We start from the raw sequence: 24,002 nt of genomic DNA, 5'->3' as shown, positions 1-24,002 counted from the left end.
AAGATGAGCAAATTAACATGGGTAAACAGATCATAGTTAAAACACTTCTTTTATTTGTAATGCTGGGTTATGGGCTTGCCTCACAGGCCCAGGTACAGGTGAGCGCCCGTACAGATACAGACAGAATCCGTATAGGTGAGCAGGTAAAACTCATATTGTCTGCCACCGTACCTAACCAGGGCGCTGGCAATGTCGTTTTCCCGCAGTTACCCGATTCCTTCACTCACTGGGAAGTAGTGAGCCGTACCGGTCTCGATACTGCTGCTGCCAATGGCAACAAGGTGTTGCAACAAACCCTTGTGCTCACCAGCTTTGACAGTGGTAGCTGGGATCTCCCTGCTTTAAAATTTGAGGTGCTCAATAATGGTGCGGTGACTGATTCTGCTTTCACCGATTCTCTGCGTATAGAGGTAGGTACCGTGCAGGTAGATACTACCAAAGCATTCAAACCTATCAAAGCCGTACGTACAGTACCCTGGAGCTTCTGGGATTACTGGCTGTACTTCGCCATCGGTATCACCGTTATTATTATAGGCATCGGATTGTGGGTATATTTCCGCGGCCGTCCTAAGAAAGAAGTGGTGAAACCTGCGGTTGCCGCCGTACCACCTTACGAGGTAGCACTGCTGGCACTGAAGCAGCTGAAAGAAGAGAAACTGTGGCAACAGGGAGATGTAAAGCAATATTATACCCGCATCACAGATGTGCTGCGCGCATACTTCGAACAGCAATTCAATATCCCTGCCCTGGAGCAAACCAGCGAGGAACTGTTGCAACACATCAAACCGGTGACGGTCCTGAACCAGCAGCGCGACAGGTTGAGAGACCTGCTGACCATAGCTGACCTGGCTAAATTTGCGAAGCTCAATCCTACACCTGAAGAGCACGAGCGCGCACTGTCACAGGCATTTGAGATTGTGGAATGGACCAAACCCGCTGTAGAGAAAGCAAAAGAAGCAGAGAAAGAGAAAAGTGAAGGCGTAGGCAACTAATTAGAACCAGGAAATTATTTTAGATACATGGATTTTTCAGTCTGGAAAAATATTGAATTCGCCCATCCTGCCTTCTTTGGCTTGCTGGTGCTGGTGCCAGTGATGATCTACTGGTACTATGCAAAGCAGCAGAAGAAACAGGTGGCTATGGATATGTCTTCCCTTCAGGGATTGAAGGGACTGCCGGTATCCTGGAAGGTGCGGTTCCGCCCCCTCCTGCTGATACTGCGACTGCTGGCGTTTAGTGCGCTGGTGGTGGCACTGGCAAGACCTCAGACCAGCAATACATCTGAAAGTATAGACAGTGAAGGGATTGACATTGTGCTGGCAATAGATATTTCAGGTAGTATGCTGGCCGAAGACCTGCAGCCAAACAGGCTGGAAGCTGCCAAAAAAGTAGCGAACGACTTCGTGGATAGCCGTATCAGTGACCGTATAGGTTTGGTAATCTTTTCGGGAGAGAGCTTCACGCAATGTCCGATTACCACTGACCATGCGGTATTGAAAAACCAGATAGCAGCTATCAAGAGTGGTATGCTGCAGGATGGTACTGCGATTGGAATGGGGTTGGCCACGGCTGTAGATCGCCTCCGAAACAGTAAAGCCAAGAGTAAAGTGATCATCCTTCTGACAGATGGTGTGAACAATGTGGGTTTGATAGATCCGCTCACCGCGCTGGAAATTGCAAAGGCATTCAAGACAAGAGTATATACAGTGGGTGTAGGTACCATCGGGAAAGCGCCGTTCCCTATGACGATGCCGGATGGTAGTATCCAGATGGCAATGCAGGATGTACAGCTGGACGAGCCGCTGATGAAGAAGATTTCTACAGAAACTGGTGGGAAATATTTCAGGGCCACTAACAATAAGGACCTGGAAAGTATTTATGATGAGATCGATAAGCTGGAAAAGACAAAGGTGGAGATCACTTCTTACAAACGATTTGGCGAGCATTTCTTCCCGTTTGTAATGCTGGCATTAGCTTGCATGCTGCTGGAAGTAGTGCTGCGATATACCATATTCCGCAGCCTGCCGTAAGGCACGCTGCTCTAAAAGATTGACCTTCCGCCACAAAGGTAGGTTGCTCTAAAAGATTAACCTTCCGCGACAGCGGAAGGCTAATCCCTCCTAAAAAACTCGCTTTTGCCGAAGGCAGAAGCGAGTTTTTTGTATTTTTACACCCTCATAATAATAAATAAAGCATTTGCAGGCATTAATCTACAGATCCACTGGCAGCTGGTACACCGTAAAAACTACTACCACCGGCGAAACATTTCAGGCACGTATCAAAGGTGTGCTGAAACTGGATGAGGACATTACCTCTACCAATCCTATAGCCGTAGGTGATATTGTGGACATCGTTCCTGAAGAGGGCGATGCCAGTGCAAAAAATGCTATGATCACCGACATTGCCGAAAGACGTAACTACATCGTACGTAGCTCCCCACATAAAAAAGGAAATGCGAAGCATATTGTAGCTGCCAATGTCGATCAGGCTATGCTCATCTGCACGGTAAAAGAACCCAGAACCTCCAATGGGTTCATGGACCGCTTCCTGGTTACAGCTGCTGCTTACCATATTCCGGTCATCCTGGTGTTCAACAAAAAAGACATTTACAAAGAGAAAGAAATAGACAGGTTTGCTGAATTAGCAGCCTTGTATGAAGATATAGGCTATACTGTAAAACTGGTTTCTGCCGCTACCGGCGAGGGGGTAGATGAACTGGGAGAAATGATGAAGGACAAAACTACCCTGGTGTCTGGCCATTCCGGCGTAGGAAAGTCTTCCCTGATCAATCGTTTGTTACCTGGTTTGGAACTGCGTACAAAAGCAGTTAGCGGGTGGAGTGGAAAAGGCTTGCATACCACCACCTATGCAGAGATGTATGATCTGCCACAGGGTGGCCGGTTGATAGATACTCCTGGTGTAAGAGAGTTCGGTATCGTAGATATCGATAAGCCGGAGTTGTCGCATTATTTCCTTGAGATGCAGCCTTATCTTTCAAAGTGTCAGTTTAATAACTGTTTGCATATCAATGAGCCTGGCTGTGCGGTGAAGGCTGCTGTGGAAAAAGGGGAAATAGATATGGAGAGGTATGTGAGTTATGCTACGATCCTGGAATCAATACAGGAAGAAAGCTACTGATCCCTTCCTTTGGAGAAAACCTACTGAATACTTAAAAAATCTCCTTACATGTTTTCCGAAGGAAATCCCCCTCAAAACGTAAGAGGCAACCAGATCCTACCCTTCGGGGAAAATAAAATTTCCCTTCCTTCGGAGAAAACCTACTGAATACTTAAAAAATCTCCCTACATGTTTTCCGAAGGAAATCCCCCTCAAAATGTAAGAGGCTACCAGATCCTACCCTTCGGGAAAAATAAAATTTCCCTACATGTTTTCCGAAGGAAATCCCCCTCCTCCATCAATCAATGCTTATTCTTCTTATGATGCTTCCCCTGCATCTCATCCAAGACCTTCTCCGCCCCCCAATTACTCCTCGGTTGCGGACACCCCGTCTTCCTCGTCCTACAGGAACTCAACCCCATAACAAGCACGAACATGCAAATAAAAAACGTACGTATCATCAGAATACCCTATTAGACATTTGTTTGGAAGAATGCTTGTTCTGCTTGATATTCCTATTAGAGTAATAATTGCTGCTAGGACAGCCTTTTTGCTCTGATTGACAGCTGATAGCCAGAATGCTACCCAGCACCAGGAGTAATATTAATTTCTGCATAGGGTAAGGATATTAAATGCAAGATAATTAAAATATGTCATTTTTAGATAATACCCATCCTCTGCCCGCCGGGTCAGCAGGCCGTCATCTCTCAGCAGATCTCAGCTAACAAACGTCCAAAGGATCCTATTCCCCTTCTTCCGGCAAATCCTTAAACCAGCTGGAATACATAATATAATTATTCGCGATCCTGTCGATCTCTCCACTGATTAATGACTCACTGATGTTTTTAACTTTTTTAGCAGGTACACCGGCATAAATAGCGCCTCCTTCTACCTGTGTATTTTCCAGTACCACAGCACCTGCAGCGATAATAGTATTGCTGCCGATGTGTACATTATCCATCACAATCGCACCCATCCCAATCAGCACATTATCTTCCACAGTACAGCCATGCACAATCGCATTATGGCCAATGGATACACTATTGCCAATAATGGTTTTCGTCTTTTCGTAAGTGGCGTGAATGCAGGCACCATCCTGTACATTTACTTTATTGCCCATGCGGATGCTGTTTACATCTCCCCTGATCACAGCATTGAACCAAACGCTACAACTATCTCCCATGATCACATCACCAACGATAGTCGCATTTGGAGCTATAAAACAGTCCTTTCCCATTTCAGGCATTACTCCTTTTACCGGCAGAATGTATGGCATTTCCTTATGTTTTGCTGGCAAATTACCACTTACAATTGATTAAACAGATGCTCCGGATCAGGTATACTTATTAAATACGCATGGGCATATCATTTTCGTATTTTTGCAGGCAAATGAATAACAGGCAACTTTTTTTAAGACACGTAGCGCAATTGTCAGACGCGCCGTTGGGAATTGAGATGGTGAAGGCATCAGGCATGTACATGTGGGATGTGGACGGGAAAAAATTACTGGACCTGATAGCGGGGATTAGTGTGTGCAATGTAGGGCATTGCCATCCGGCAGTGGTGGCGGCTATACAGGAGCAGGCCGCGAGTTATATGCACCTCCTGGTATATGGAGAGCTGGTGCAGTCGCCGCAGGTAGCGTTTGCTACTTTGCTCACACAGCATTTACCAGCTTCTTTAGATAGTGTATATTTTACCAATTGTGGTTCGGAAGCAGTAGAAGGGGCTATGAAACTGGCCAAGCGCTTCACGGGCAGAACCGAAATTATTGCATTTGAGAATAGTTATCATGGTTCTACACAGGGGGCGATGAGTATTATGGGGGATGAGGAATGGCGGAATGCATATCGTCCATTATTACCTGACATTCAACACCTGAAATATAATACCTGGGCGGCGATCGATCGTATCACAACAAGAACGGCCTGTGTAATTGCAGAAACGGTGCAGGCCGAAGCAGGGGTGATCGTACCACAGCAGGAATGGATGAAAGCCCTGCGGGAAAAATGTACCCAAACCGGTACCCTGCTTGTATTAGATGAGATCCAGTGTGGTTTGGGCAGAAATGGTTCCCTCTGGGGGTTTGAACAATTCGGTATCGTTCCTGATATTCTCTTGTTAGGTAAAGCGCTGGGGGGCGGTATGCCAATGGGTGCTTTCATTGCCAACAGGGAAATTATGTGGACCCTTACCAATAACCCTGTTTTAGGTCACATGACCACCTTTGGGGGCCACCCGGTGATTTGTGCTGCCGGGATGGCGGGTTTCAAAGTATTGCTGGAAGAAAAGCTCACAGATACAGTCCGGGCAAAAGAAGCCTTATTTCACAAATATCTTAAGCATCCGGCTATCAAAGCAATCCGTTCTCAGGGGCTGATGATGGCTGTGGAGCTGGAAAGCTTTGCAATGAATAAAAAGGTGATCGATGCCTGCATTGAGAAAGGTGTGATGACCGACTGGTTCTTATTTGCCCCGCAATGCCTGCGCATTGCGCCACCGCTCATTATCACCGAAGACGAGATTAAATTCGCATCTGATATTATCCTCGCGGTATTAGATACGGTCGCCTTACGCGACCGTATCTAATACCGTTCCCCCCCAATCCTGCGGGAAATCGCGAAGCGATTTCCCGCAGGATTGGCTTTTTAAAACAAATACCAATAAAAACCTTTTGTAATTCCATCCGAAATACTAACTTTGAATTCCAAAGTACTTTAGTATGACCGATCAGCAACATCTAAACACCTTAAGTGATATTAAACGTATCATGGACCGCAGCAGCCGCTTCATCTCTCTCAGTGGCTTAAGCGGTGTCTGCGCTGGCGTAGCCGGCCTCATAGGTGCCACTGTTGCCTACATCTGGATCCGCGACTATTACATCCGTTGGAACACCTCCGGTATCTTTGTAAGAGAAGATTTCAACATACTAAAAATAAAACTCACCATTCTCGGCCTCATCGTAATGGCCATCGCCCTCGGTGGCGGCATCTACTTTACCTGGCGCAAAGCTAAGAAAGACGGTCTCCCCATCTGGGACAAAACCTCCCGCAACGTTTTCTACAGTGGGCTCATCCCCATGCTAGCCGGCGCTGCATTCATTGCCGGAATGGTTTACAATAATCTTGAAGTACTCGTGGCGCCCGCCTGCCTCCTCTTCTACGGATTGGCATTGGTCAATGCCAGCAAGTATACATTCAGAGACATCAAATACTTTGGGATCGCTCAAATCATACTGGGGATTATCAATATTTTCTATTTGCGCCGTGGTCTGTATTTTTGGGCCTTCGGTTTCGGTGTATTACACATCGTGTACGGTGTGATGATGTGGTGGAAGTATGAGCGCAATGCTGAATCAGAAGGGTAAACCCCAGCTGCAGGCAAGGCTTTATTAATTGAACTTTTGAATCTGGTAAGTAGTGGCCATAAACAATCCCATAGGTAATCTGAATAAAATTTTCGACAGCAGGATCCGTCTTGGTGTTATGAGCATACTTATGGTCAACGATGAGGTCAGCTTCAACGATTTAAAACAAATGCTGGAACTTACCGACGGTAACCTGGCCTCGCACCTGAACACACTGGAAGAAAACGGGTATCTCAAAGTTCACAAAGGCTTCATCGGCCGCAAAACAAATACAACTTATCAAATCACCAAAGCAGGCGAAAAAGCCTTCAAAGGCCACCTCGCTGCGCTTGAAAATATGATTCGCTCTATCGAGTAAATTTTTTTTATCCCTATACTTTGAAATACAAAGCACTTTAAAAGAAAACAATCATGGAACATCAACATCTTGCAAATGCAGGACAGGAGAGCCATTCTCCTGCCCAAGAGGGAGAGCTTTTCCCGGAACAACCCTCCTTTCTAAAACGATATGCTTATGCCATCAAGGCATTCATCATCGGCGTTCTCGTACTCCTCCTCCTCATCCCCACCGCCATGATCATGGAACTGATCAGGGAAAGAGAACAACGCAGTAACGAAGCGACCGCCGAAATCAGCAGCAAATGGGGCGATGCCCAAACCCTTACCGGCCCTATCATCATTGTACCCTACATCGATACCCCCGGTCATCGTGCTTACGCGCTATTCCTCCCGGACAAACTGAGCATCAATGGTGAACTGCTGCCCGAAATGCGCCACCGCGGCATCTATGAAACCGTTGTATACAGTTCACATCTCCAGATCGGAGGCAACTTTGCCCCCCTCACTACGGACATTCCTGCGGATAAATTACTGATCAATGAAGCTGTCATTGCCGTAGGGGTCAGTGATATGAGAGGTATCAGTAACCAACCCAGTATGCAGCTCAATGGCAAAGACTACCTTTTTTCTCCGGGGGTGACCATCCAAAGTGTATTCAATAATGGTATGCAAACAAGGATTCCATTGACCAAAACCGATAGTGGCTGGATAGCAGGTAATTTTTCTATCAACCTTGATCTTCGCGGTTCCGGCCAGGTGCACTTCTCCCCTGTTGGTAAAACCACCGAGGTCAAAATCACTTCCAACTGGGCCAATCCCCAGTTCGATGGTCAGTTCCTGCCTGTGAAATCCGTTGTTAAATCTACCGGCTTTACCGCTGCCTGGCAGGTATCGCACCTGAACCGCAACTTCCCCCAATCCCTGACCACAAAAGATGAGGTAAACCTGCGTAGCTATGATTTTGGTATCAAGCTGTTCCTGCCTGTCGATGGGTATCAACAGTCTACCCGCGCAGTAAAATACGCTATCCTCATTATCGGCCTTTCATTCCTTGTTTTCTACTTTATTGAATTATTGAAGCGCCTGTATGTACATCCCTTACAATATATCCTGATCGGGTTTGCCCTGGTACTCTTCTATACCTTGTTAATTGCCCTCGCAGAACAATTCAATTTCGGTATGGCCTACCTGATTGCAAGTGGTATGACCATTGCCCTTGTCACCGCATATACGGCAAGTATCTTTGGTAATCTCCGTGTGGGGCTTGGCATTGGTGGGGCATTAGCCATACTGTATGGGGCTATTTATGTCATTCTCCGTGCCGAAGATTTGTCTTTGCTGATGGGTAGCCTGGGATTATTCATTATACTCGCTATTGTAATGTACTTTAGCCGTAGAATCAAATGGAATGAGCTGAAAGGTAATGAATAAGATTGCTTGAAAACTATGAGTTATTTCAAAAAACGACTGCGCAGTTTTGGATTTGCGATTGCTGGTATCATCGCGTTTGTTCGCACTGAACCACATGCCCTGCTGCACTTCATTGCAACGGTGATCGTCATAGCCGCTGCCCTTTATTTCCACATCACGGAAATGCAGTGGATTGCCCTCCTTATAGTGATAGGAATTGTATGGATCACAGAGATGTTGAACACTGTCTTAGAGAAGGTAATGGATCACGTAGCGCCCGAATATCATCCCCGTGTAAAGTGGATTAAGGATGTGGCAGCAGGTGCTGTCTTAATAGCAGCCATCACAGCACTCGCCGTCGGGGCAATCATCTTCATCCCATATTTTTAAACCATCCCAAAATAAAAGCGCTTTTGCCGAAGGCAAAAGCGCTTTTATTTTGCAATATTATCAAATGTTTTAGAAGTCTACCCCCATACCAAAATACCAGATCGGGCTTCCTCTAAAGAACGCAATCGCCGGCCAGCCTGCATCAACTCTCAGGAAGTACCCTGCAATCGTCGTTCTCGCACCAAATCCATATCCCCCTACAAACGGCCCCAGGAACCCTTCCTTCACCTTCACACTAATCGTTCCATCACTGCCGGTATAATAAGTATAATTCGCATCCTTAAAGCTCAATTTCCCGTTCCAGGCTGTACCAATATCAATGAACTGCGTCAGCTGGAAGTTCCTCAGCAACGCTGAGTTAATCGGCCTTTGCAGGAATGTTGCAAACACTGGTAAGCGTAACTCTGAGTTAAACACCATCACATTATTACCATTCCTTGCATTCTGTTTATACCCACGCAGTGGTGTAGCCAGTGTCTGGTAAGCATAACTTGCATTCGTTGCTACCGGTGTATTTGTATTGATCTTAGGATTCAGCCAGTTGTCCGTACCACCTAAATAATACAGCAACTTCCTGTCGCCCCATGATACGTCCATTGAGAAACGGGTCGCCCAGATAAAGTTGCGATAGATAGACTCATAGTGGCGGGCATCGATACCCATGTTATAAGTAAACCTACCCTTGCCGGCAGCGTCCGTGGTACCAAATGCCTCATTGATATTGCCAGCTACTTTTGCCCAGCTTTCGCCATAGATCTTATACCGGGTACCATGCCAGATGTTGATGGCAGGATTGATGGTATTATCATACACATATTCCAAACGGGTCAGCACATATTTATCCTGGTAATCAGGCCATTTCAGCGAGTTCTGGTCAGAAGCCGCAATCACAAATTTATCTACACGGTAACCTACCTGCAGGCGAATGCTTCTTGCTTCGTCAAACGGGTATTTGATCTCTGCCTGCCACAGGTTCGTCTTCATCTTGGCAGGATAATCAATCAACACCGTACCACTGCTATCTGTACCAATACCAGTATATTTCGCCACCTTACGGTAGTAAGTGAATTTATAGTCAAAGCGTTTTTTCAGATAGGAAGCAGACAGGAAGTACTCAGTACCATCCAGTGAAGATGGAATACGGAAGCCACCATTGATCTTGACATCTTCCATCAGGTCACTCACCCCCAAACGGATCATACCATTCAGCGGATCTGCCAACTGTATTGCTCCTGAAGGCTGGCCGGTAAACGGTTGATACCTGTTTATCAGTACAGAGTTATCCAGTTGCAGGATCAGGTAGTCAGAAGCAAATTTCCACTTATAAGGCAGCAGCTTCGCTTTCTTCAGCAGCGGTTCCACAGGTATTTTGATCGGGTTACCGTTGCCAGACATATCTGCGGTGGCATTGTTGCCGGTAGGATTGCTATTGGTCGTATCCTGTGGCTCATTGCCAAACTCACTCTGGAAGAAGTCGTTGTGTTTCACAGTATCCTTTTTGGGCGCCTTTATATTCTGGTAAGTAGGCAGGCCCAACCGGATGCTATCCTGGTGCATTACATATGCACGGTAAGCAGTAGGGCGATCGCTCACATTACGCTTCTTCAGTGCGATGGTATCTACTTTCAGCTTTTGCAGAATCTTATAGCCATATTGCTGGATCACCTGGGAAACCTCGCTTTGATCGCCGGCGCCTCTTGTTTCCTTGATGCCGTAAGAGTAGTTGCTGAGCGGGAAAGTATAAGTAGAGTCTTTTGTAATAGATACGGCCATCACGCTATCTGGTGCATTGGTACCATATTCCTGCAGGGCAGAATCCAGTTCCAGCGGATCAGGGTTGTGCAGGATCTCATTGCCCACAAAGAAGAGGGAGTCAACTCCGGCTCTTTCTGTCTTGAAGAAACCGGCATAACGGTTACGGATACCGTTAGCGTCAGATACGAAGGTAAAGTGAGTGGTGTTATATTGAAGCGGATTGCGTGCATCACCATATTTCATGTTAGAAAGCTGGGTGATCTGCTTGTCCGCGCTCTTGTTCCAGTTGTCAACCAGGAAGATGTTGTAGTGCCCTGCCGGCAGGGTCGTATCACCACCTCTGGCAGTAGGAGAAGGTCTGTTAGAAGAGAAGATGATACCGCTCTTACCAGGGAAGGCTACGAAAGACGGATCCAGGTCGTCATACACGTCGTTGGTAATCTGCTCGATCGTGTTCTTGTTGATGCTGTAAACGTAGATATCAGTATGACCATTTTTCACAGCGGAGAGCAACAGGGAGTTATCGAATTCAAAGAAGTACTTCATATCGATCACCCTGTCAAACTTATTCAGGTCATACTTCATTCTTGTTCGGGTGATCAGGTCGTATACCATCAGTTTGGTCATACCTTCTGATTCGTATACGATAGCGAGGCGGTTACCTTTCTGGTTCCATGCCAGCAGCGGGTAGTTCGGGTCCATCTGGTTTGCCTGCATACGCACACCGTTTTTCAGCAATGTGGTAGGTTTGTCTTCCCCTGTCTGCAGCTGTACTTTGTAGAATCCTTTGGTATAAGCAACAGCCGCAAAGCTGGCATTCTTAGGATTGGCCTGGAAACGGAAGTAATCGGTTTTGCCCAGCTCTTTCACGGCGATGGTACGGCCTTTGGTCGACTGGCGACGGCGGCGGTTATCGTCCTGGTAGCGCTTGGCATTGTATGCAAAAAAGTCTTTCAGGGCAGCTTTCGGCTTGGTGTTCAGCACCTGCTCAAAGCCTTTTTTCAAACCCCTGTTGATGCGGGAAATATACATGAGGTAAGGAACGGCGTCTTTACCATATTTACTTTCTACATAGTACCAAAACGCGTGACCAGCCAGCAAAGGTTGTTCGTAGGCGAACTGGTAGAAGTTTTTATACCTGTTGGACTGGATGGCATCCTTGAGCTGATCGTCGAGGGTGGTGTTCCAGTTTTCAGCAGCATATGCAATAAATCCATCTGTATACCACTTTGGAAAGTCGATCAGCACCGCATTGCCGGCGAACTCCCCGATGTCTTCCCCGAACAGGAGGTTTTCGAGCATCACGCGGGCAATACCCTGGCGGATGAGGGAGCGCAGGTGCTCATGGTCACCATCAAAGTATACAATCAGCTTATTACCCACCAGCTTGGTTACTCCACCGGTGTTTTGCCAGTCTACGCCAATGCCTATATTGGATTGTTTCATTTCCCCAAAGGAGTTGTAAACAACGATGTTCACCTTCTGACGGAAGGTGAACTCCATAAACTCTTCCAGCTGGGGCAACTCCTTTTCTGCAACCTGAGCGACGTATTTTCCCAATTCAAGACCGTTTTGGCTGAAATAAGTATTGAAATGGCTGGTTTGATAATAACGCCATTTAAAGTTCTTATGCTGTATGCGGTTTTGTCCAAATTCCACGCTATTCGTCTGCGCCATGAGGAGAAACGGGCCAAGTAATAGGGTACCGGTAAATAATAACCTGGTAATAAGTCTGTTCATACAGAAAGTATTGATAATATTGCGTTCTTAATTAAAAGTAACAAAAATCGGTAACAATGCTTGAAATCAAACATTTCACCTTTAATCCGTTTCAGGAAAATACCTATTTGCTCTTAAACGAAAAAAAGGAATGTATAATTATAGACCCGGGCTGTTATTTTGAGTCGGAAAGAAAAGAATTACTAACATATATCGAAAAAGAGGGATTAAATGTTACCCGTTTGCTGAATACTCACTGTCACCTGGATCACATTTTTGGCAACAAACTGGTAGCTGATACGTATGGGGTGGGCCTTGAGATCCACCAGCTGGATGCGGTGGTACTGGAGCGCTCACCGGAATTAGGGAAAGTGTATGGCGTGCCATTTGAGGCTTCTCCTGCTCCTGCCCGTTATTTGGTAGATGGTGAAAAGATCCGGTTTGGAGACAATGAGCTGGAGGTGTTGCTGACGCCTGGGCACTCTCCCGGAAGTGTATGTTTTTACTGTGCAGAGCAGCAGTTTGTGATTGGCGGAGATGTGTTGTTTTACCAGAGCATTGGTCGAACTGACCTGCCTGGTGGTGACCATCAAACTTTACTTAACAGCATAGAGACGAAATTGTTCGTATTGCCGGATGAAGTGCGGGTTTGGCCCGGTCATGGAAAAGATACGACTATAGGGTATGAAAAGAAGCATAACCCATTCTTATAATCCCCGCGGGCTTAGCGGAATTGCTCCGCAATTCCACTAAGCCCGCCGCCGTTTTTATCGGGCAGAGCGGAGCTCTGCCCGATAAAAACGATTATAATTTCGCAATATATTTCCCCACCACCGGCAACTTCCCAAACTCCCTCTTCTCCATCTTCAACAAAAACCACGCATACCCCAAAAACAACACCGTGGCCACCAAAAGATTCGCTGGCTTCGCCGCATACACATCCCCCGGCGACAAAATCGTCCTGTTCAGCCAATCAAACAGGTAATACACGACCACCGCACTCCCTATATAGGTAATAATCTTCGGCAAATGATAGGGAATCGGATAGTGCTTCTGCCCCCATGAATAACAAATTGCCATCTGTATAAAGTAACACACCATCGTAGCCAGCGCTGCACCAAAATACCCAAATATCGGTATCCACCACCAGTTAAAAAAGAACGTAGCCGCCGCAGTAATCAGGGTAATTACCGCCCCGCTCCTCGTCTTGTCCGTCAGCTTAAACCAGATGGTCAGGTTATAATAAATACCCAGGAACATATTTGCCAGCAACAACACCGGTACGATCTTCATACCCGGATAGTATACCGGTTTCCGCAGGAAGATCTTCCATATATTCAGATAAAGACTCACGAATAAAAACATAAAACACAACAGGATTACAAACAATTTCATAATCCTCGCATACGTCCGCTGTGGATCTTTCCCCTCTGCCTGCTTAAAAAAGAAAGGCTCCGCACCTAACTTGAAAGCTTGTATGAACATCGTAATCAGGATAGCCAGTTTATAGTTAGCCGCATAAATCCCGATCAGCTGTTTCTTCACCTCCATATTATTGCCAGGCAGGAATTCCGGCAGGAACCATGCCCTGTCAAATGTTTCATTCACCATGCCCGCCATCCCGAAAATGACCAGTGGCAAAGAATAGTTGAGAATCTTCTTCCACAGGGAGAGATCAAATTCCGGCTTTATTTGCAGTAACTGCGGTAAAAATAATAATAAGGTTACCCCACTCCCCAGCATATTGCTCAGGTAAATAAATCCTACCTGGTTGCCACTATTCACCAGGTCTGGCGAAAACTTAGGCAGTACGACCAGGAAGAAAATATTGAATAAAATTGTGGTGATGATACCTGACAGGCGGATTGTGGCATACTTAATAGGCCGGTTCTCCAGTCGCAGCTGTGCAAAAGGAATCGCCGTGAGCGCATCAAAGGCCATAATTAACACCACCCATGTATAAAACCATGGATGCCCCTTCAAGCCCCCCAGGGTACCCAGGTAAGAATTGACGACCGTTCCCTGCATCAGGAGCAGCAGTATGGTAAAACCAATGGTAGTAAAAATCAGGGACAACATAGTGGTACTAAGCACCTGCGTCTTATTCTCCTGCTTTGCAAAGCGGAAGAAAGCAGTCTCCATCCCATACGTGAGAATAATATTCATGAAAGGAACATAGGCATATACTGTAGACATTTCCCCATATGCTGCCTGGGTCATTAATTCCAGGTAAAGAGGAGTCAGAAAGTAATTCAGCAACTTGCTAGCGATGTTACTAAAGCCGTAATAGATGGTCTGTCCTGCCAGTGATTTAATACTACTCAATGCCCTGTATTTTTACCAAAATTAACTATTCCAGCCCTTTCCGGCGAAGCTGTTTTTTGTCAGATTGCTTTTTCTTCAGGTTCAGCCGCTTTTCTTTGGCGGCCCGGGAAGGTTTGGTGGCCACGCGTTTTTTGGGTCGGATCATCGCTTTCTGCACCAGCTCGTTCATTTTTTTGATCACCAGCTGCTTGTTGCCCAGCTGGGTCCGTTCCTCCTGCGATTTTACCTGTAGCAGGCCCTCACTCGTCAGTCGGTGGGCTAATTTTTCTAATACAAGGGTTTTTTGTTCGGGGGTTAACAATTGGGATGCCGCTACATCAAAGTAGCCCTCTACCATCGTTTCTACCTTGTTCACATTTTGTCCGCCTTTACCTCCGCTGCGTGCAGTCCGGAAGGTAATCTCGGGCGTGAGATCCAGGTCCATTAAATTAACTTTTCTTTATAACTGTTTATTGTAATTTAATAAAGGTACAATTATTACGGGTATTCAATATATTAACCAAAACCCTGGACTATGACATTTTTCAACCCTGCCCAACTCCGCGTTCTGAAATCCGGCTGGATCATGGCCATTCTTACATGGCTGCTGCTTTTTATTCCACATGCCCCGGGTTATATCGTCAACACGCTCACGATCACAGGTCTGTTAAGCTGGGAGTTTGTAGTCTGCCGTCGCTGGAAAGACTTTTTTATCATGGTATTGGTATCGGGTATCGCATTTTCCCTGCAGCATGTGCTGATGCACCATTTGCCGGATGGCAACCCGGCAGCCGCCGGGGCCTTGGGACACCTGAACCTGTTTGCCGCCTGGATGGTCGCCATTACAACCCATTATCACCTGATGGGGATAGAAACTAAATTCTCTGCCGGCCTGCTGGCAACCGCTATATTTTATTTATTACCAAAGACGGGCAATCCTTTCAGCAGCAATGCGCTCCTCACAGGCACTTTGAAAGAGGTGGTATACCTGGCGTCTACATTGATATTGCTGTACATGAAAGTGCTGTGTTATTATGTAATTCTCTTCCTGGTAGAAAATGGTTACCGCCTGCGCCATTTCATGGAGCGCCTGCCATCTAAGGTGCAGGTATACAACCGGTGGGAATACCTCTTTATGTGGATGGTGCTGTTCTTTGCTTACATGGGTTGTATTGGAGACCTGAGTACCCGTGTGCACATGCTCTTTGAAGGGCAACAGATGCCGGAAGAATCTACGCCGATGAGTATTCTCTTTATGATCGCATCCATCTTCTTTTTATATGTGGGTGCTATTATGCTGCGCAATGTAATTACTGGCAGAGCCTTGACTATCGGGCATTATAGCCCCTGGGTGTTGCTGTTGCATTTGTTGCCGGTGGTAAATACCGGTGCCGCCGTTTATTGTTTTTTAGCACCTGAAAAAAGAGAAACGCATATGAAGAATGCTGCGAGCTACCTGCAGGCAAAGCGCCGGTATGCACGTATTGCAATGATCGTACTTGGCATCGTCATCACAGGTTATAACATTTATACCATGCTCTTTGTACCTACGGGACTGCGGCTGGTAGCGATCAGTATACTCGCATTTTTATACCTGCTCAAAATTGGTGCTTACCTGAAACTCTCTGCTGGTAAGACATTTGTGTACATTGTGATCGGATTGAATATATTGACGGTGGCTTATGCTTTCAATGATTACTTTATATTTTATCTTGCACTGATATACCTGTATTATTATTTCTTAATTGAGACTTTCTATCCTGAACTGGAAGCAGAAGATATCATGGAGATTACAGACAGGGAGTAACTAAACAAATACATAATGCGCGCAGTTATACAACGGGTAACCAGGGCCTCCGTGACCGTGGACGACCAGGTCACGGGCAGTATACAGACAGGGTTGCTGGTGCTGTTAGGAATCGAAGATGCAGACAATGCGGAAGACATTGCATGGCTGAGTAATAAACTCGTAAACCTGCGTGTGTTTGCTGATGCAGAGGGAGTGATGAACCTGTCGGTAAAGGATGTAGATGGTGGCATACTATTAGTGAGTCAATTCACACTCTTTGCCGCGACGAAGAAGGGGAACCGGCCTTCATATATCCGGGCCAGTAAGCCGGATATAGCCATACCACTGTATGAGCAGATGATACAACAGTTGAGCCAGGACCTCGGAAAGCAGGTGGCTACCGGTATTTTCGGCGCTGATATGAAAGTTGATTTGCTGAATGATGGCCCCGTTACAATATTGATCGATACAAAAAACAAGGAATAAATTTTAGGCCGGCCGCAGGCCCACTCGCCCGCATCCGGGAATCGAACTTCCCGAAAGCCGGCCGCAGGCCCGACCACCGCCCGAAAAAATTGCTGATACCGAAGGTATCAGCAATTTTTTCGAAAATTAACAAGCAAAACACTCCAAAACATGACTATCAAAGAAGCGCAGGACCAGATCGACAACTGGATCAAAACCGTAGGCGTACGTTACTTCAGTGAACTTACCAACATGGCCATCCTCACCGAAGAAGTCGGCGAAGTGGCCCGTGTCATGGCCCGCAAATACGGTGACCAATCTTCCAAAGCCTCCGACCTGCAAAAAGACCTCGCCGATGAGCTGGCAGACGTTATGTGGGTGCTCCTCTGCATCGCCAACCAAACCGGCATCGACATGACCGCTGCCCTCATGCAGAACTTCGACAAAAAGAACATCCGCGATGCCAGCCGGCACAAGGAAAATGAAAAACTACTCTAGGCAGGTTTTTTGTTAAATCAACTATATGCAGCAACCCGGATTTTTTACGAAATACTGGCAAATCCTGAAGCAAACCGCCAGCGATTTTCTAGATGACAAGGTACTTAAACTCAGTGCCGCTTTATCTTACTACACGATTTTCTCCATCGCCCCCATGCTCATAGTGATCATCACACTATGCGAAGTATTCCTGGGCAAGGAAGCCATCGAAGGCAGCATCTACGGGCAAATCAATTCATTTGTAGGCAACGATGCCGCCCGCCAGATCCAGCAGATGATCAAAAATGCCGCCCTCTCCGGTGATTCTACCTGGGCGACAGTAGTCGGTATCGTGACCCTCATCTTTGGCGCCACCGGTGTATTCGGAGAAATCCAGGATTCTATCAACTTCATCTGGCAGCTAAAAGCCAAACCCAAAAACGGCCTTCTTAAAATACTCATCAACCGCCTCCTCTCCTTTTCCATGGTGATCTCTTTAGGATTTATTCTCATGGTATCCCTGGCGTTGAACGGTTTGATTGAGTTATTCAGCGCGCAACTGGCCCGTTTGCTCCCCGAAGTGACCGTGATACTGGTCTATGTCATCAACCTGGGCCTCACTTTTGCGATCATCTCCCTCCTGTTTGCCATCATTTTCAAGGTTCTTCCGGATGCAAAGGTCAAATGGCGACACGTCATTGTGGGGGCCATGACCACCGCTGTCCTCTTCATGATAGGCAAATTTGCTATCGGCTTCTACCTTGGTACCAGCAAGGTGGGTACTGCTTATGGTGCGGCCGGAAGTATAGTAATCATCCTCCTCTGGGTATACTACTCGGCCATTATCCTCTACTTTGGTGCAGAGTTTACACAGGTCTACGTGCGGTATAATGGGGAGCAGATTAGGCCCAATGAGTACGCAGTCTATGTAAAGGAGGTCCCTGTAGAGCTGGAAACCAATCTGGCCGCCGCCGAAAAAAAGCCTTCTACCCCATAAGAGCAGGCACAAAAAAGTTATATATATTTGCGCCATTATGGCAACAGATCAGAACAAATTTCAGGCGATTATTTCGCATTGTAAAGAATATGGCTTCGTTTTCCCGTCCAGTGAGATATATGACGGTTTGAGTGCGGTATATGACTACGGCCAGTATGGGGCGCAGTTAAAGAAGAATATCCGCGATTATTGGTGGAAGAGCATGACCCAGATGCATGAAAACATCGTGGGGATCGATGCGGCCATTTTTATGCATCCGACTACCTGGAAGGCGTCAGGGCACGTTGACGGCTTTAGCGATCCTATGATTGACAACAAGGATAGCAAAAAGCGCTACCGTGTAGACCACCTGATCGAAGCACATGCAGAAACGCTTGATGCTGCGGGTGCAGAAGCCCTGATCACTAAAATGAACGCCCTCCTGGCTGCTGATGATCTGGCTGGCCTGAAATCATTGATTGAAGAATACAAAATCAAATGTGCTGTCAGCGGTACCGTTAACTGGACCGATGTACGTCAGTTCAACCTGATGTTCTCTACTCAGTTAGGTAGCGTCACCGACGAAGCCAGTGAAATATACCTCCGCCCTGAGACAGCTCAGGGTATCTTCGTGAACTTCCTGAATGTGCAGAAAACCGGCCGTATGAAAATACCTTTCGGTATTGCACAGGTAGGTAAGGCTTTCCGTAACGAAATCGTGGCCCGTCAGTTCATCTTCCGTATGCGCGAATTCGAGCAAATGGAAATGCAGTTCTTTGTACGCCCTGGCACCCAGAAAGAGTGGTTTGAATACTGGAAGAATGAGCGTATGAAATGGCACCTGAGCCTGGGTGTAGATGCAAGCAAATATAAGTTCCATGAACACGAAAAGCTGGCCTTCTATGCAGATGCTGCTGAAGATATCGAATATGAATTTCCGATTGGTTTCAAAGAAGTAGAAGGTATCCATAGTCGTACAGACCACGATTTGGGCAGACACCAGGAATTCAGCAAAAAGAAAATGCAGTATTTCGATCCTGAAATCAATCAGAACTACATTCCTTACGTAATCGAAACCTCCATTGGTCTGGACCGTATGTTCCTCCTCACCGTATGCAACGCTTACGAAGAAGAAGACCTGTCCAAAGATGGTAAAGAAGATAGCCGCGTAGTAATGCGCTTTCCAGCTAAACTGGCGCCAATGAAACTGGCAATCTTCCCGCTCACTAAAAAAGACGGTTTACCAGAAATAGCAAAAGAACTGATGGATGTATGTAAGCCACACTTCCATACCTTCTATGAAGAGAAAGACGCGATCGGTAAGCGCTACCGCCGTCAGGATGCGATCGGTACACCATTCTGTGTAACCATCGACCACCAGACCAAAGAAGACAACACCGTTACCATCCGCTACCGCGACTCCATGGAACAGGAAAGAATTCCATTAGACAAGATAAAAGAACTCGTTCTTAACAAAATCAACGAATAATCATATTCACTCCGAATATCCGGCGAATGTAATCCGGCCGTCAGGCCGGATTACATTCGCCCCTCAAAAAAATAGCTGGGACCGAAGGTCCCAGCTATTTTTTTGCTATCCATATAATTCCTGATGAATATCATGCCTATCATACCCCATCCCCAATATCCTCCCCTTCGCCTCATCAATCATATTCTTCCACCCACACAAAAAGAAATACGCCGGCTCCCTATTCACCCCCAACAACTCCTCATACACCAAATGCACATACCCCTTCTTCCCCGTCCACCCATCCTCACACCTTGACAAGGTCGGACTATAAGTAAACCCCTCCATCTCCTGCTCCAACTGCCACAACTCCCTCGCATACAGCAAATCACACTCCTTCCTGCACCCATAAATCAAATGTATCGACTGATGCGGTATCTGATGCGTATGTATATGATGCGCCATCGCCCTGAACGGCGCCACCCCTGTACCCGTACAAATCAGGAACAAATGCCTGTCCAGCGTCTCCGGTAGTGTAAACACCCCCAGCGGCCCTTTCACAGGAAACTCACTCCCTACTTTTACCTCATTAAAAAGATAAGTCGTTCCCGCCCCACCTTCCAGCAGCACAATCACCAACTCAAACTCATTCGTCCCATCCGGGGCCGAAGCAATAGAATAACTTCGCCAGCGCTTTTTCTTTTCTTCATGAATAGGTAAGTCCAGGGTTACAAATTGTCCGGGTTTAAAATCAAATCTTTCCAGCTCCCTTATCTGTATCCAGAACCGTCTTGTGTTATGTGTCTCCTGTACAATCCGGGTCACATAACCAGTATACCAGTGGTCCAGCATATTTAGTGGAATTTGTTACTTAAATATCGCGAAAAAACTCATTCCCTCCGGCCCGCCCACGATTTTTTCCGAAACGAAAGGCCGCTTTCATCAGGTCAAAGAATGATCAATAATTCGTAACTTTGCTCCCCTCATGAATATACAGGCTGTATTACAACTGTACCAGCGAGACACCCGCCTGCAACAGCTGGTGAAAGGGATTCATTTGTCCGATCCACAGTATTTCCAACTAACAGGATTAACCGGTAGCACCCCCACATTTATCGCAGCAGGCGCGTGGGAACTGGCGCCTTCCGTTAATCACCTGTTCATTTTAAATGATAAAGAAGAGGCTGCCTATTTTCATAATGACCTTGAGCAACTCAGTCAGGCACTCGATATTTTCTACTTCCCGGATTCATTCAAAAAGGCCGGTCAGTTCAGCGATCTGAATAGCAGCCATAGCATGCTGCGTACCGAAGCCCTGATGAAATTTTCCGGCGATAGCAATAGTATCCATAAAAAGATCCTCGTCACCTACCCCGAAGCACTTTGGGAAAAAGTAGCAGCCTCCGTAGCTTTCAATACCAACATGGTCCAGTTGAAGGTAGGCGATGTGCTCAAAGTGGACGATCTGCTGGAAAAGCTCGTCAGCTGGGGCTTCAGCTTCACTGACTTCGTATACGAACCGGGGCAGTATGCCCTCCGTGGCGGTATTCTCGACATCTACTCTTTCGGTAATGAAAAACCTTACCGTATAGAGCTGTTCGGAGAAGATGTCGACTCTATCCGCATCTTTGACCCGGAAACCCAGCTCAGTGAACGCAAACTCACCCAGGTCACCCTGATAGCCAATATGGATACCCATAACCTGGACCATCACAAGACCTCCCTGCTGGAATTCCTGCCTGCCAATACCGTCATCTGGATGAAAGACCCGGCATATGTGCAGGATGTGATTTTGCAGCTGGAAGAAAAGATGGAAGCATTCCTGCAATCCGGCCAACAGGTAAGGATTGACGAAGACGAGAAGATGGAACTGCAGCAGGAAGATTTTGTAAAAGCACACCTGCTCATGCAGCAGATACTGCAAAGGCACTGCATCATCTTTGGCTCCAGGCTCTGGTGGGAAGAAACCAACCGTGCATTCACCCCCCTGAACTTCGAAACACAGGAGCAACCCGTCTTTAACCGGCAGTTTGAAATGCTGATCAAAGACCTGGAAACGCATAATAAAAATAAATATAACCTCTTCATCTTCGCCGAAAATGCCCGTCAGCTGGAAAGGCTGCGCAGCATCTTCGAAGACCTGAAAGCGACCTTTACATTCTTCCCAATCCCCGTGCCGGTGAGCCATGGCTTCATCGATCATTCATTGAAGCTGGTGTGCTATACAGATCACCAGATCTTCCAGCGTTACCACAAGTACAAGGTAAAGCAGGCATACAACAAGAATAAGGCACTTACCATGAAGACCCTGCGCGAATTGCAGTCAGGCGACTTCGTGACCCACATCGACCATGGGGTAGGTATGTACAGCGGCTTACAGAAAATAGAAGTAGGTGGCAAAATGCAGGAAGCCATTCGTATCATTTACAAGAACAACGACCTCCTGTATGTGAACATCAACTCCCTGCACAAGATCAGTAAATTCACCGGCAAAGAAGGGGTAGAACCCAAAGTGAATAAACTGGGCAGTGATGCATGGGATAAGCTGAAAGAAAAAGCGAAAACACAGGTTAAAGATATCGCCAAAGACCTGATCAAACTGTATGCAGCACGCAAGGCCCAGAAAGGGTTTCAGCATGCACCGGATACTTACCTGCAAACAGAGCTGGAGGCATCCTTCATTTATGAAGATACCCCTGACCAGAGCAAGGCTACTGCCGATGTGAAGAGAGATATGGAATCGCCGGCACCAATGGACAGACTGGTATGTGGTGATGTGGGTTTTGGTAAAACGGAAGTAGCAGTACGTGCAGCCTTCAAATCTATCGTAGATGGCAAGCAGGCGGCCATACTGGTGCCTACTACCATTCTCGCCTTCCAGCATTACAAAACATTTGCAGAGCGATTGAAAGATTTCCCCTGCACAGTGGATTATCTGAACCGTTTCAAATCGGCGAAGGAAAAGAAAGAAACATTACAGCGACTCGCTGAAGGAAAGATAGATATCATCGTGGGTACGCATGCCCTGCTGAGCAAGGATGTGAAGTTCAAAGACCTCGGTGTGCTGATCGTGGACGAAGAACAGAAATTTGGTGTGGCAGCAAAGGAAAAGCTGAAGCATATCAAATTGAATGTAGATACATTGACACTAACGGCTACGCCTATTCCGAGAACCCTGCAGTTCTCCCTGATGGGGGCAAGAGATCTTTCTGTAATCAATACACCACCGCCTAACAGGCAGCCGATTGAAACAGAGGTACACGTATTTGATCATGACATGATTCGTGATGCGATCTATTACGAAACCGAAAGAGGCGGGCAGGTATACTTTGTATACAATCGTGTGAAAGGCCTGGGCGAGATCAGCAGTCTCATTAAAGGGCTGTGCCCTGACTTATCTGTCGCTACTGCCCACGGGCAGATGGAAGGACATCAGTTGGAAGAAGTGATCCTTGATTTCATAGACCGTAAATACGATGTGCTGGTATGTACAAACATCGTAGAGAGTGGTGTGGATATTCCAAATGCAAATACCATTATCATCAACAATGCGCATCACTTTGGATTGAGTGACCTGCACCAGTTACGTGGCCGTGTAGGACGTAGTAACAAGAAAGCATTCTGCTACCTGCTGGCACCGCCCATGAGTACATTGCCTGCTGATAGCCGCAAGCGCCTGCAAACACTGGAACAGCATAGTGAACTGGGTAGCGGTTTCCAGATTGCAATGCGGGATCTGGATATCCGCGGTGCTGGTAACCTTTTAGGTGGTGAGCAGAGTGGATTTATGTCAGATATCGGGTTCGATATGTACCAGAAGATATTGGACGAAGCCATCCGCGAACTGAAGCAGAATGAATTTAAAGATCTCTTTAAAGAGCAGCTGGAAGAGAAGAAGGATTATGTAAGCGATTGTACCATCGATACAGACCTGGAAATTCTCATTCCTGATAGTTATGTAGAAAGCATACAGGAGCGTTTGAACCTGTACCAGGAACTGGATAACATCACGCTGGAAAGTAAGCTGGTTGCATTTGAAGAGGAATTGAAAGATAGATTCGGTCCATTGCCTGACCCGGTACTGGAACTGTTATGCCTGGTGCGTTGCCGCTGGATGGCGATTAAGTTAGGGTTTGAGAAGATGATCCTGAAAGATGAGACACTTCGTTGTTACTTTATCAACAACCCTGATTCGCCTTACTTTACATCGCCTACATTTGATCATATATTGAACTATGTACAGACGCGGGTGAACAATGCAAAGCTGAAGCAGTTAGGTACGAACTTTATGTTAGTAGCAACTAAAATTACTAACATGAATGATCTCTACAATTTCCTCAAAAACATGGAAGACGCCCGCTCGTAATCAAATAGACTTTTTAAGCCGTCCGCAGGACCGCCTCTCAACTTCCAAACACTTTTGCCG

Annotated in this window: 19 protein-coding genes and 1 pseudogene; 15 read left to right on the top strand and 5 right to left on the bottom strand. The window is 46.6% G+C overall.

From position 1 onward, the window contains the following. Nucleotides 1–17: 17 nt before the first annotated feature. The 3 genes from ABDW16_RS00100 (at nucleotide 18) to rsgA (ending at nucleotide 3,138) form a co-directional block, all read left to right on the top strand. Nucleotides 18–992 carry a hypothetical protein gene (locus ABDW16_RS00100; protein ID WP_343667072.1) on the top strand — a complete coding sequence of 325 codons (975 nt, stop codon included), beginning with the start codon at nucleotides 18–20 and terminating at the stop codon, nucleotides 990–992. A 27-nt stretch (nucleotides 993–1,019) separates the two neighbouring features. After that, nucleotides 1,020–2,030, top strand: coding sequence for a VWA domain-containing protein (locus tag ABDW16_RS00095; RefSeq protein WP_343667071.1), 1,011 nt, complete (start codon nucleotides 1,020–1,022; stop codon nucleotides 2,028–2,030). Nucleotides 2,031–2,196: 166 nt separating this feature from the next. Further along, nucleotides 2,197–3,138 carry a ribosome small subunit-dependent GTPase A gene (gene rsgA / locus ABDW16_RS00090; protein WP_343667070.1) on the top strand — a complete coding sequence of 314 codons (942 nt, stop codon included), beginning with the start codon at nucleotides 2,197–2,199 and terminating at the stop codon, nucleotides 3,136–3,138. A 721-nt stretch (nucleotides 3,139–3,859) separates the two neighbouring features. On the opposite strand, the gene ABDW16_RS00085 is transcribed toward rsgA, so the two are convergent. Then, complete coding sequence (locus tag ABDW16_RS00085) at nucleotides 3,860–4,393, bottom strand: gamma carbonic anhydrase family protein (protein WP_343667069.1); 534 nt, start codon at nucleotides 4,391–4,393, stop codon at nucleotides 3,860–3,862. A 113-nt stretch (nucleotides 4,394–4,506) separates the two neighbouring features. On the opposite strand from ABDW16_RS00085, the gene ABDW16_RS00080 reads away from it, so the two are divergent. The 5 genes from ABDW16_RS00080 (at nucleotide 4,507) to ABDW16_RS00060 (ending at nucleotide 8,623) form a co-directional block, all read left to right on the top strand. Next, a complete protein-coding gene (locus tag ABDW16_RS00080; RefSeq protein ID WP_343667068.1) occupies nucleotides 4,507–5,706 on the top strand; it encodes an aminotransferase class III-fold pyridoxal phosphate-dependent enzyme in 1,200 nt (399 codons plus the stop codon). Nucleotides 5,707–5,839: 133 nt separating this feature from the next. Next, on the top strand, nucleotides 5,840–6,484 hold the full coding sequence (locus tag ABDW16_RS00075; protein WP_343667067.1) for a hypothetical protein: 645 nt from the start codon (nucleotides 5,840–5,842) through the stop codon (nucleotides 6,482–6,484). A gap of 52 nt (nucleotides 6,485–6,536) precedes the next feature. Beyond that, complete coding sequence (locus tag ABDW16_RS00070; RefSeq protein ID WP_343667066.1) at nucleotides 6,537–6,842, top strand: transcriptional regulator; 306 nt, start codon at nucleotides 6,537–6,539, stop codon at nucleotides 6,840–6,842. A gap of 53 nt (nucleotides 6,843–6,895) precedes the next feature. Beyond that, nucleotides 6,896–8,254, top strand: a complete 1,359-nt coding sequence (creD, locus tag ABDW16_RS00065) for a cell envelope integrity protein CreD (protein ID WP_343667065.1) — start codon at nucleotides 6,896–6,898, stop codon at nucleotides 8,252–8,254. Between the two features lie 15 nt (nucleotides 8,255–8,269). Further along, nucleotides 8,270–8,623 (top strand): diacylglycerol kinase family protein, encoded by a 354-nt coding sequence (locus ABDW16_RS00060; protein ID WP_343667064.1) that lies wholly within the window; start codon nucleotides 8,270–8,272, stop codon nucleotides 8,621–8,623. 69 nt (nucleotides 8,624–8,692) lie between these two features. Here ABDW16_RS00060 and ABDW16_RS00055 read toward each other — a convergent pair whose 3' ends face one another. Further along, nucleotides 8,693–12,118 carry a hypothetical protein gene (locus ABDW16_RS00055; protein ID WP_343667063.1) on the bottom strand — a complete coding sequence of 1,142 codons (3,426 nt, stop codon included), beginning with the start codon at nucleotides 12,116–12,118 and terminating at the stop codon, nucleotides 8,693–8,695. 56 nt (nucleotides 12,119–12,174) lie between these two features. On the opposite strand from ABDW16_RS00055, the gene ABDW16_RS00050 reads away from it, so the two are divergent. Next, nucleotides 12,175–12,810 (top strand): MBL fold metallo-hydrolase, encoded by a 636-nt coding sequence (locus ABDW16_RS00050; protein WP_343667062.1) that lies wholly within the window; start codon nucleotides 12,175–12,177, stop codon nucleotides 12,808–12,810. Between the two features lie 91 nt (nucleotides 12,811–12,901). Here the strand turns inward: ABDW16_RS00050 and ABDW16_RS00045 are convergent, their stop codons facing one another. Beyond that, nucleotides 12,902–14,422, bottom strand: a complete 1,521-nt coding sequence (locus tag ABDW16_RS00045) for a polysaccharide biosynthesis C-terminal domain-containing protein (protein ID WP_343667061.1) — start codon at nucleotides 14,420–14,422, stop codon at nucleotides 12,902–12,904. 25 nt (nucleotides 14,423–14,447) lie between these two features. Then, nucleotides 14,448–14,846, bottom strand: a pseudogene (arfB, locus tag ABDW16_RS00040) (alternative ribosome rescue aminoacyl-tRNA hydrolase ArfB); the annotation flags it as partial. A 90-nt stretch (nucleotides 14,847–14,936) separates the two neighbouring features. On the opposite strand from arfB, the gene ABDW16_RS00035 reads away from it, so the two are divergent. From ABDW16_RS00035 to ABDW16_RS00015, 5 genes are all read left to right on the top strand, one after another. Next, a complete protein-coding gene (locus ABDW16_RS00035; protein ID WP_343667060.1) occupies nucleotides 14,937–16,208 on the top strand; it encodes a hypothetical protein in 1,272 nt (423 codons plus the stop codon). 15 nt (nucleotides 16,209–16,223) lie between these two features. Then, nucleotides 16,224–16,676, top strand: a complete 453-nt coding sequence (gene dtd, locus ABDW16_RS00030) for a D-aminoacyl-tRNA deacylase (protein WP_343667059.1) — start codon at nucleotides 16,224–16,226, stop codon at nucleotides 16,674–16,676. Between the two features lie 150 nt (nucleotides 16,677–16,826). Beyond that, nucleotides 16,827–17,153, top strand: coding sequence for a nucleotide pyrophosphohydrolase (locus ABDW16_RS00025; RefSeq protein WP_343667058.1), 327 nt, complete (start codon nucleotides 16,827–16,829; stop codon nucleotides 17,151–17,153). Between the two features lie 25 nt (nucleotides 17,154–17,178). Further along, nucleotides 17,179–18,129: a YihY/virulence factor BrkB family protein gene (locus tag ABDW16_RS00020; RefSeq protein WP_343667057.1), complete on the top strand. Its 951-nt coding sequence runs from the start codon at nucleotides 17,179–17,181 to the stop codon at nucleotides 18,127–18,129. A gap of 37 nt (nucleotides 18,130–18,166) precedes the next feature. Continuing rightward, nucleotides 18,167–19,597: a glycine--tRNA ligase gene (locus tag ABDW16_RS00015; protein ID WP_343667056.1), complete on the top strand. Its 1,431-nt coding sequence runs from the start codon at nucleotides 18,167–18,169 to the stop codon at nucleotides 19,595–19,597. Between the two features lie 105 nt (nucleotides 19,598–19,702). On the opposite strand, the gene ABDW16_RS00010 is transcribed toward ABDW16_RS00015, so the two are convergent. Further along, complete coding sequence (locus ABDW16_RS00010; RefSeq protein ID WP_343667055.1) at nucleotides 19,703–20,428, bottom strand: FAD-binding oxidoreductase; 726 nt, start codon at nucleotides 20,426–20,428, stop codon at nucleotides 19,703–19,705. Nucleotides 20,429–20,561: 133 nt separating this feature from the next. Here ABDW16_RS00010 and mfd point away from each other — a divergent pair, with 133 nt between their 5' ends. Next, nucleotides 20,562–23,942: a transcription-repair coupling factor gene (gene mfd / locus ABDW16_RS00005; protein ID WP_343667054.1), complete on the top strand. Its 3,381-nt coding sequence runs from the start codon at nucleotides 20,562–20,564 to the stop codon at nucleotides 23,940–23,942. Nucleotides 23,943–24,002: the final 60 nt, after the last annotated feature.

This window comes from Chitinophaga sp. (assembly GCF_039596135.1).
In the GTDB taxonomy this organism is placed as follows: domain Bacteria; phylum Bacteroidota; class Bacteroidia; order Chitinophagales; family Chitinophagaceae; genus Chitinophaga.
The sequence above is the reverse complement of the archived record's forward strand: the minus strand, read 5'-3'. Positions and strand labels throughout refer to the sequence as shown.

Bases quoted from the DNA above. Each gene is read 5' to 3' on its own strand.
- ABDW16_RS00100 (WP_343667072.1), top strand. From the start codon at position 18: ATGGGTAAACAGATCATAGTTAAAACACTTCTTTTATTTGTAATGCTG.
- ABDW16_RS00095 (WP_343667071.1), top strand. From the start codon at position 1,020: ATGGATTTTTCAGTCTGGAAAAATATTGAATTCGCCCATCCTGCCTTC.
- ABDW16_RS00085 (WP_343667069.1), bottom strand. From the start codon at position 4,393: ATGCCATACATTCTGCCGGTAAAAGGAGTAATGCCTGAAATGGGAAAG.
- ABDW16_RS00080 (WP_343667068.1), top strand. From the start codon at position 4,507: ATGAATAACAGGCAACTTTTTTTAAGACACGTAGCGCAATTGTCAGAC.
- ABDW16_RS00075 (WP_343667067.1), top strand. From the start codon at position 5,840: ATGACCGATCAGCAACATCTAAACACCTTAAGTGATATTAAACGTATC.
- creD (WP_343667065.1), top strand. From the start codon at position 6,896: ATGGAACATCAACATCTTGCAAATGCAGGACAGGAGAGCCATTCTCCT.
- ABDW16_RS00060 (WP_343667064.1), top strand. From the start codon at position 8,270: ATGAGTTATTTCAAAAAACGACTGCGCAGTTTTGGATTTGCGATTGCT.
- ABDW16_RS00055 (WP_343667063.1), bottom strand. From the start codon at position 12,118: ATGAACAGACTTATTACCAGGTTATTATTTACCGGTACCCTATTACTT.
- ABDW16_RS00050 (WP_343667062.1), top strand. From the start codon at position 12,175: ATGCTTGAAATCAAACATTTCACCTTTAATCCGTTTCAGGAAAATACC.
- ABDW16_RS00035 (WP_343667060.1), top strand. From the start codon at position 14,937: ATGACATTTTTCAACCCTGCCCAACTCCGCGTTCTGAAATCCGGCTGG.
- dtd (WP_343667059.1), top strand. From the start codon at position 16,224: ATGCGCGCAGTTATACAACGGGTAACCAGGGCCTCCGTGACCGTGGAC.
- ABDW16_RS00025 (WP_343667058.1), top strand. From the start codon at position 16,827: ATGACTATCAAAGAAGCGCAGGACCAGATCGACAACTGGATCAAAACC.
- ABDW16_RS00020 (WP_343667057.1), top strand. From the start codon at position 17,179: ATGCAGCAACCCGGATTTTTTACGAAATACTGGCAAATCCTGAAGCAA.
- ABDW16_RS00015 (WP_343667056.1), top strand. From the start codon at position 18,167: ATGGCAACAGATCAGAACAAATTTCAGGCGATTATTTCGCATTGTAAA.
- ABDW16_RS00010 (WP_343667055.1), bottom strand. From the start codon at position 20,428: ATGCTGGACCACTGGTATACTGGTTATGTGACCCGGATTGTACAGGAG.
- mfd (WP_343667054.1), top strand. From the start codon at position 20,562: ATGAATATACAGGCTGTATTACAACTGTACCAGCGAGACACCCGCCTG.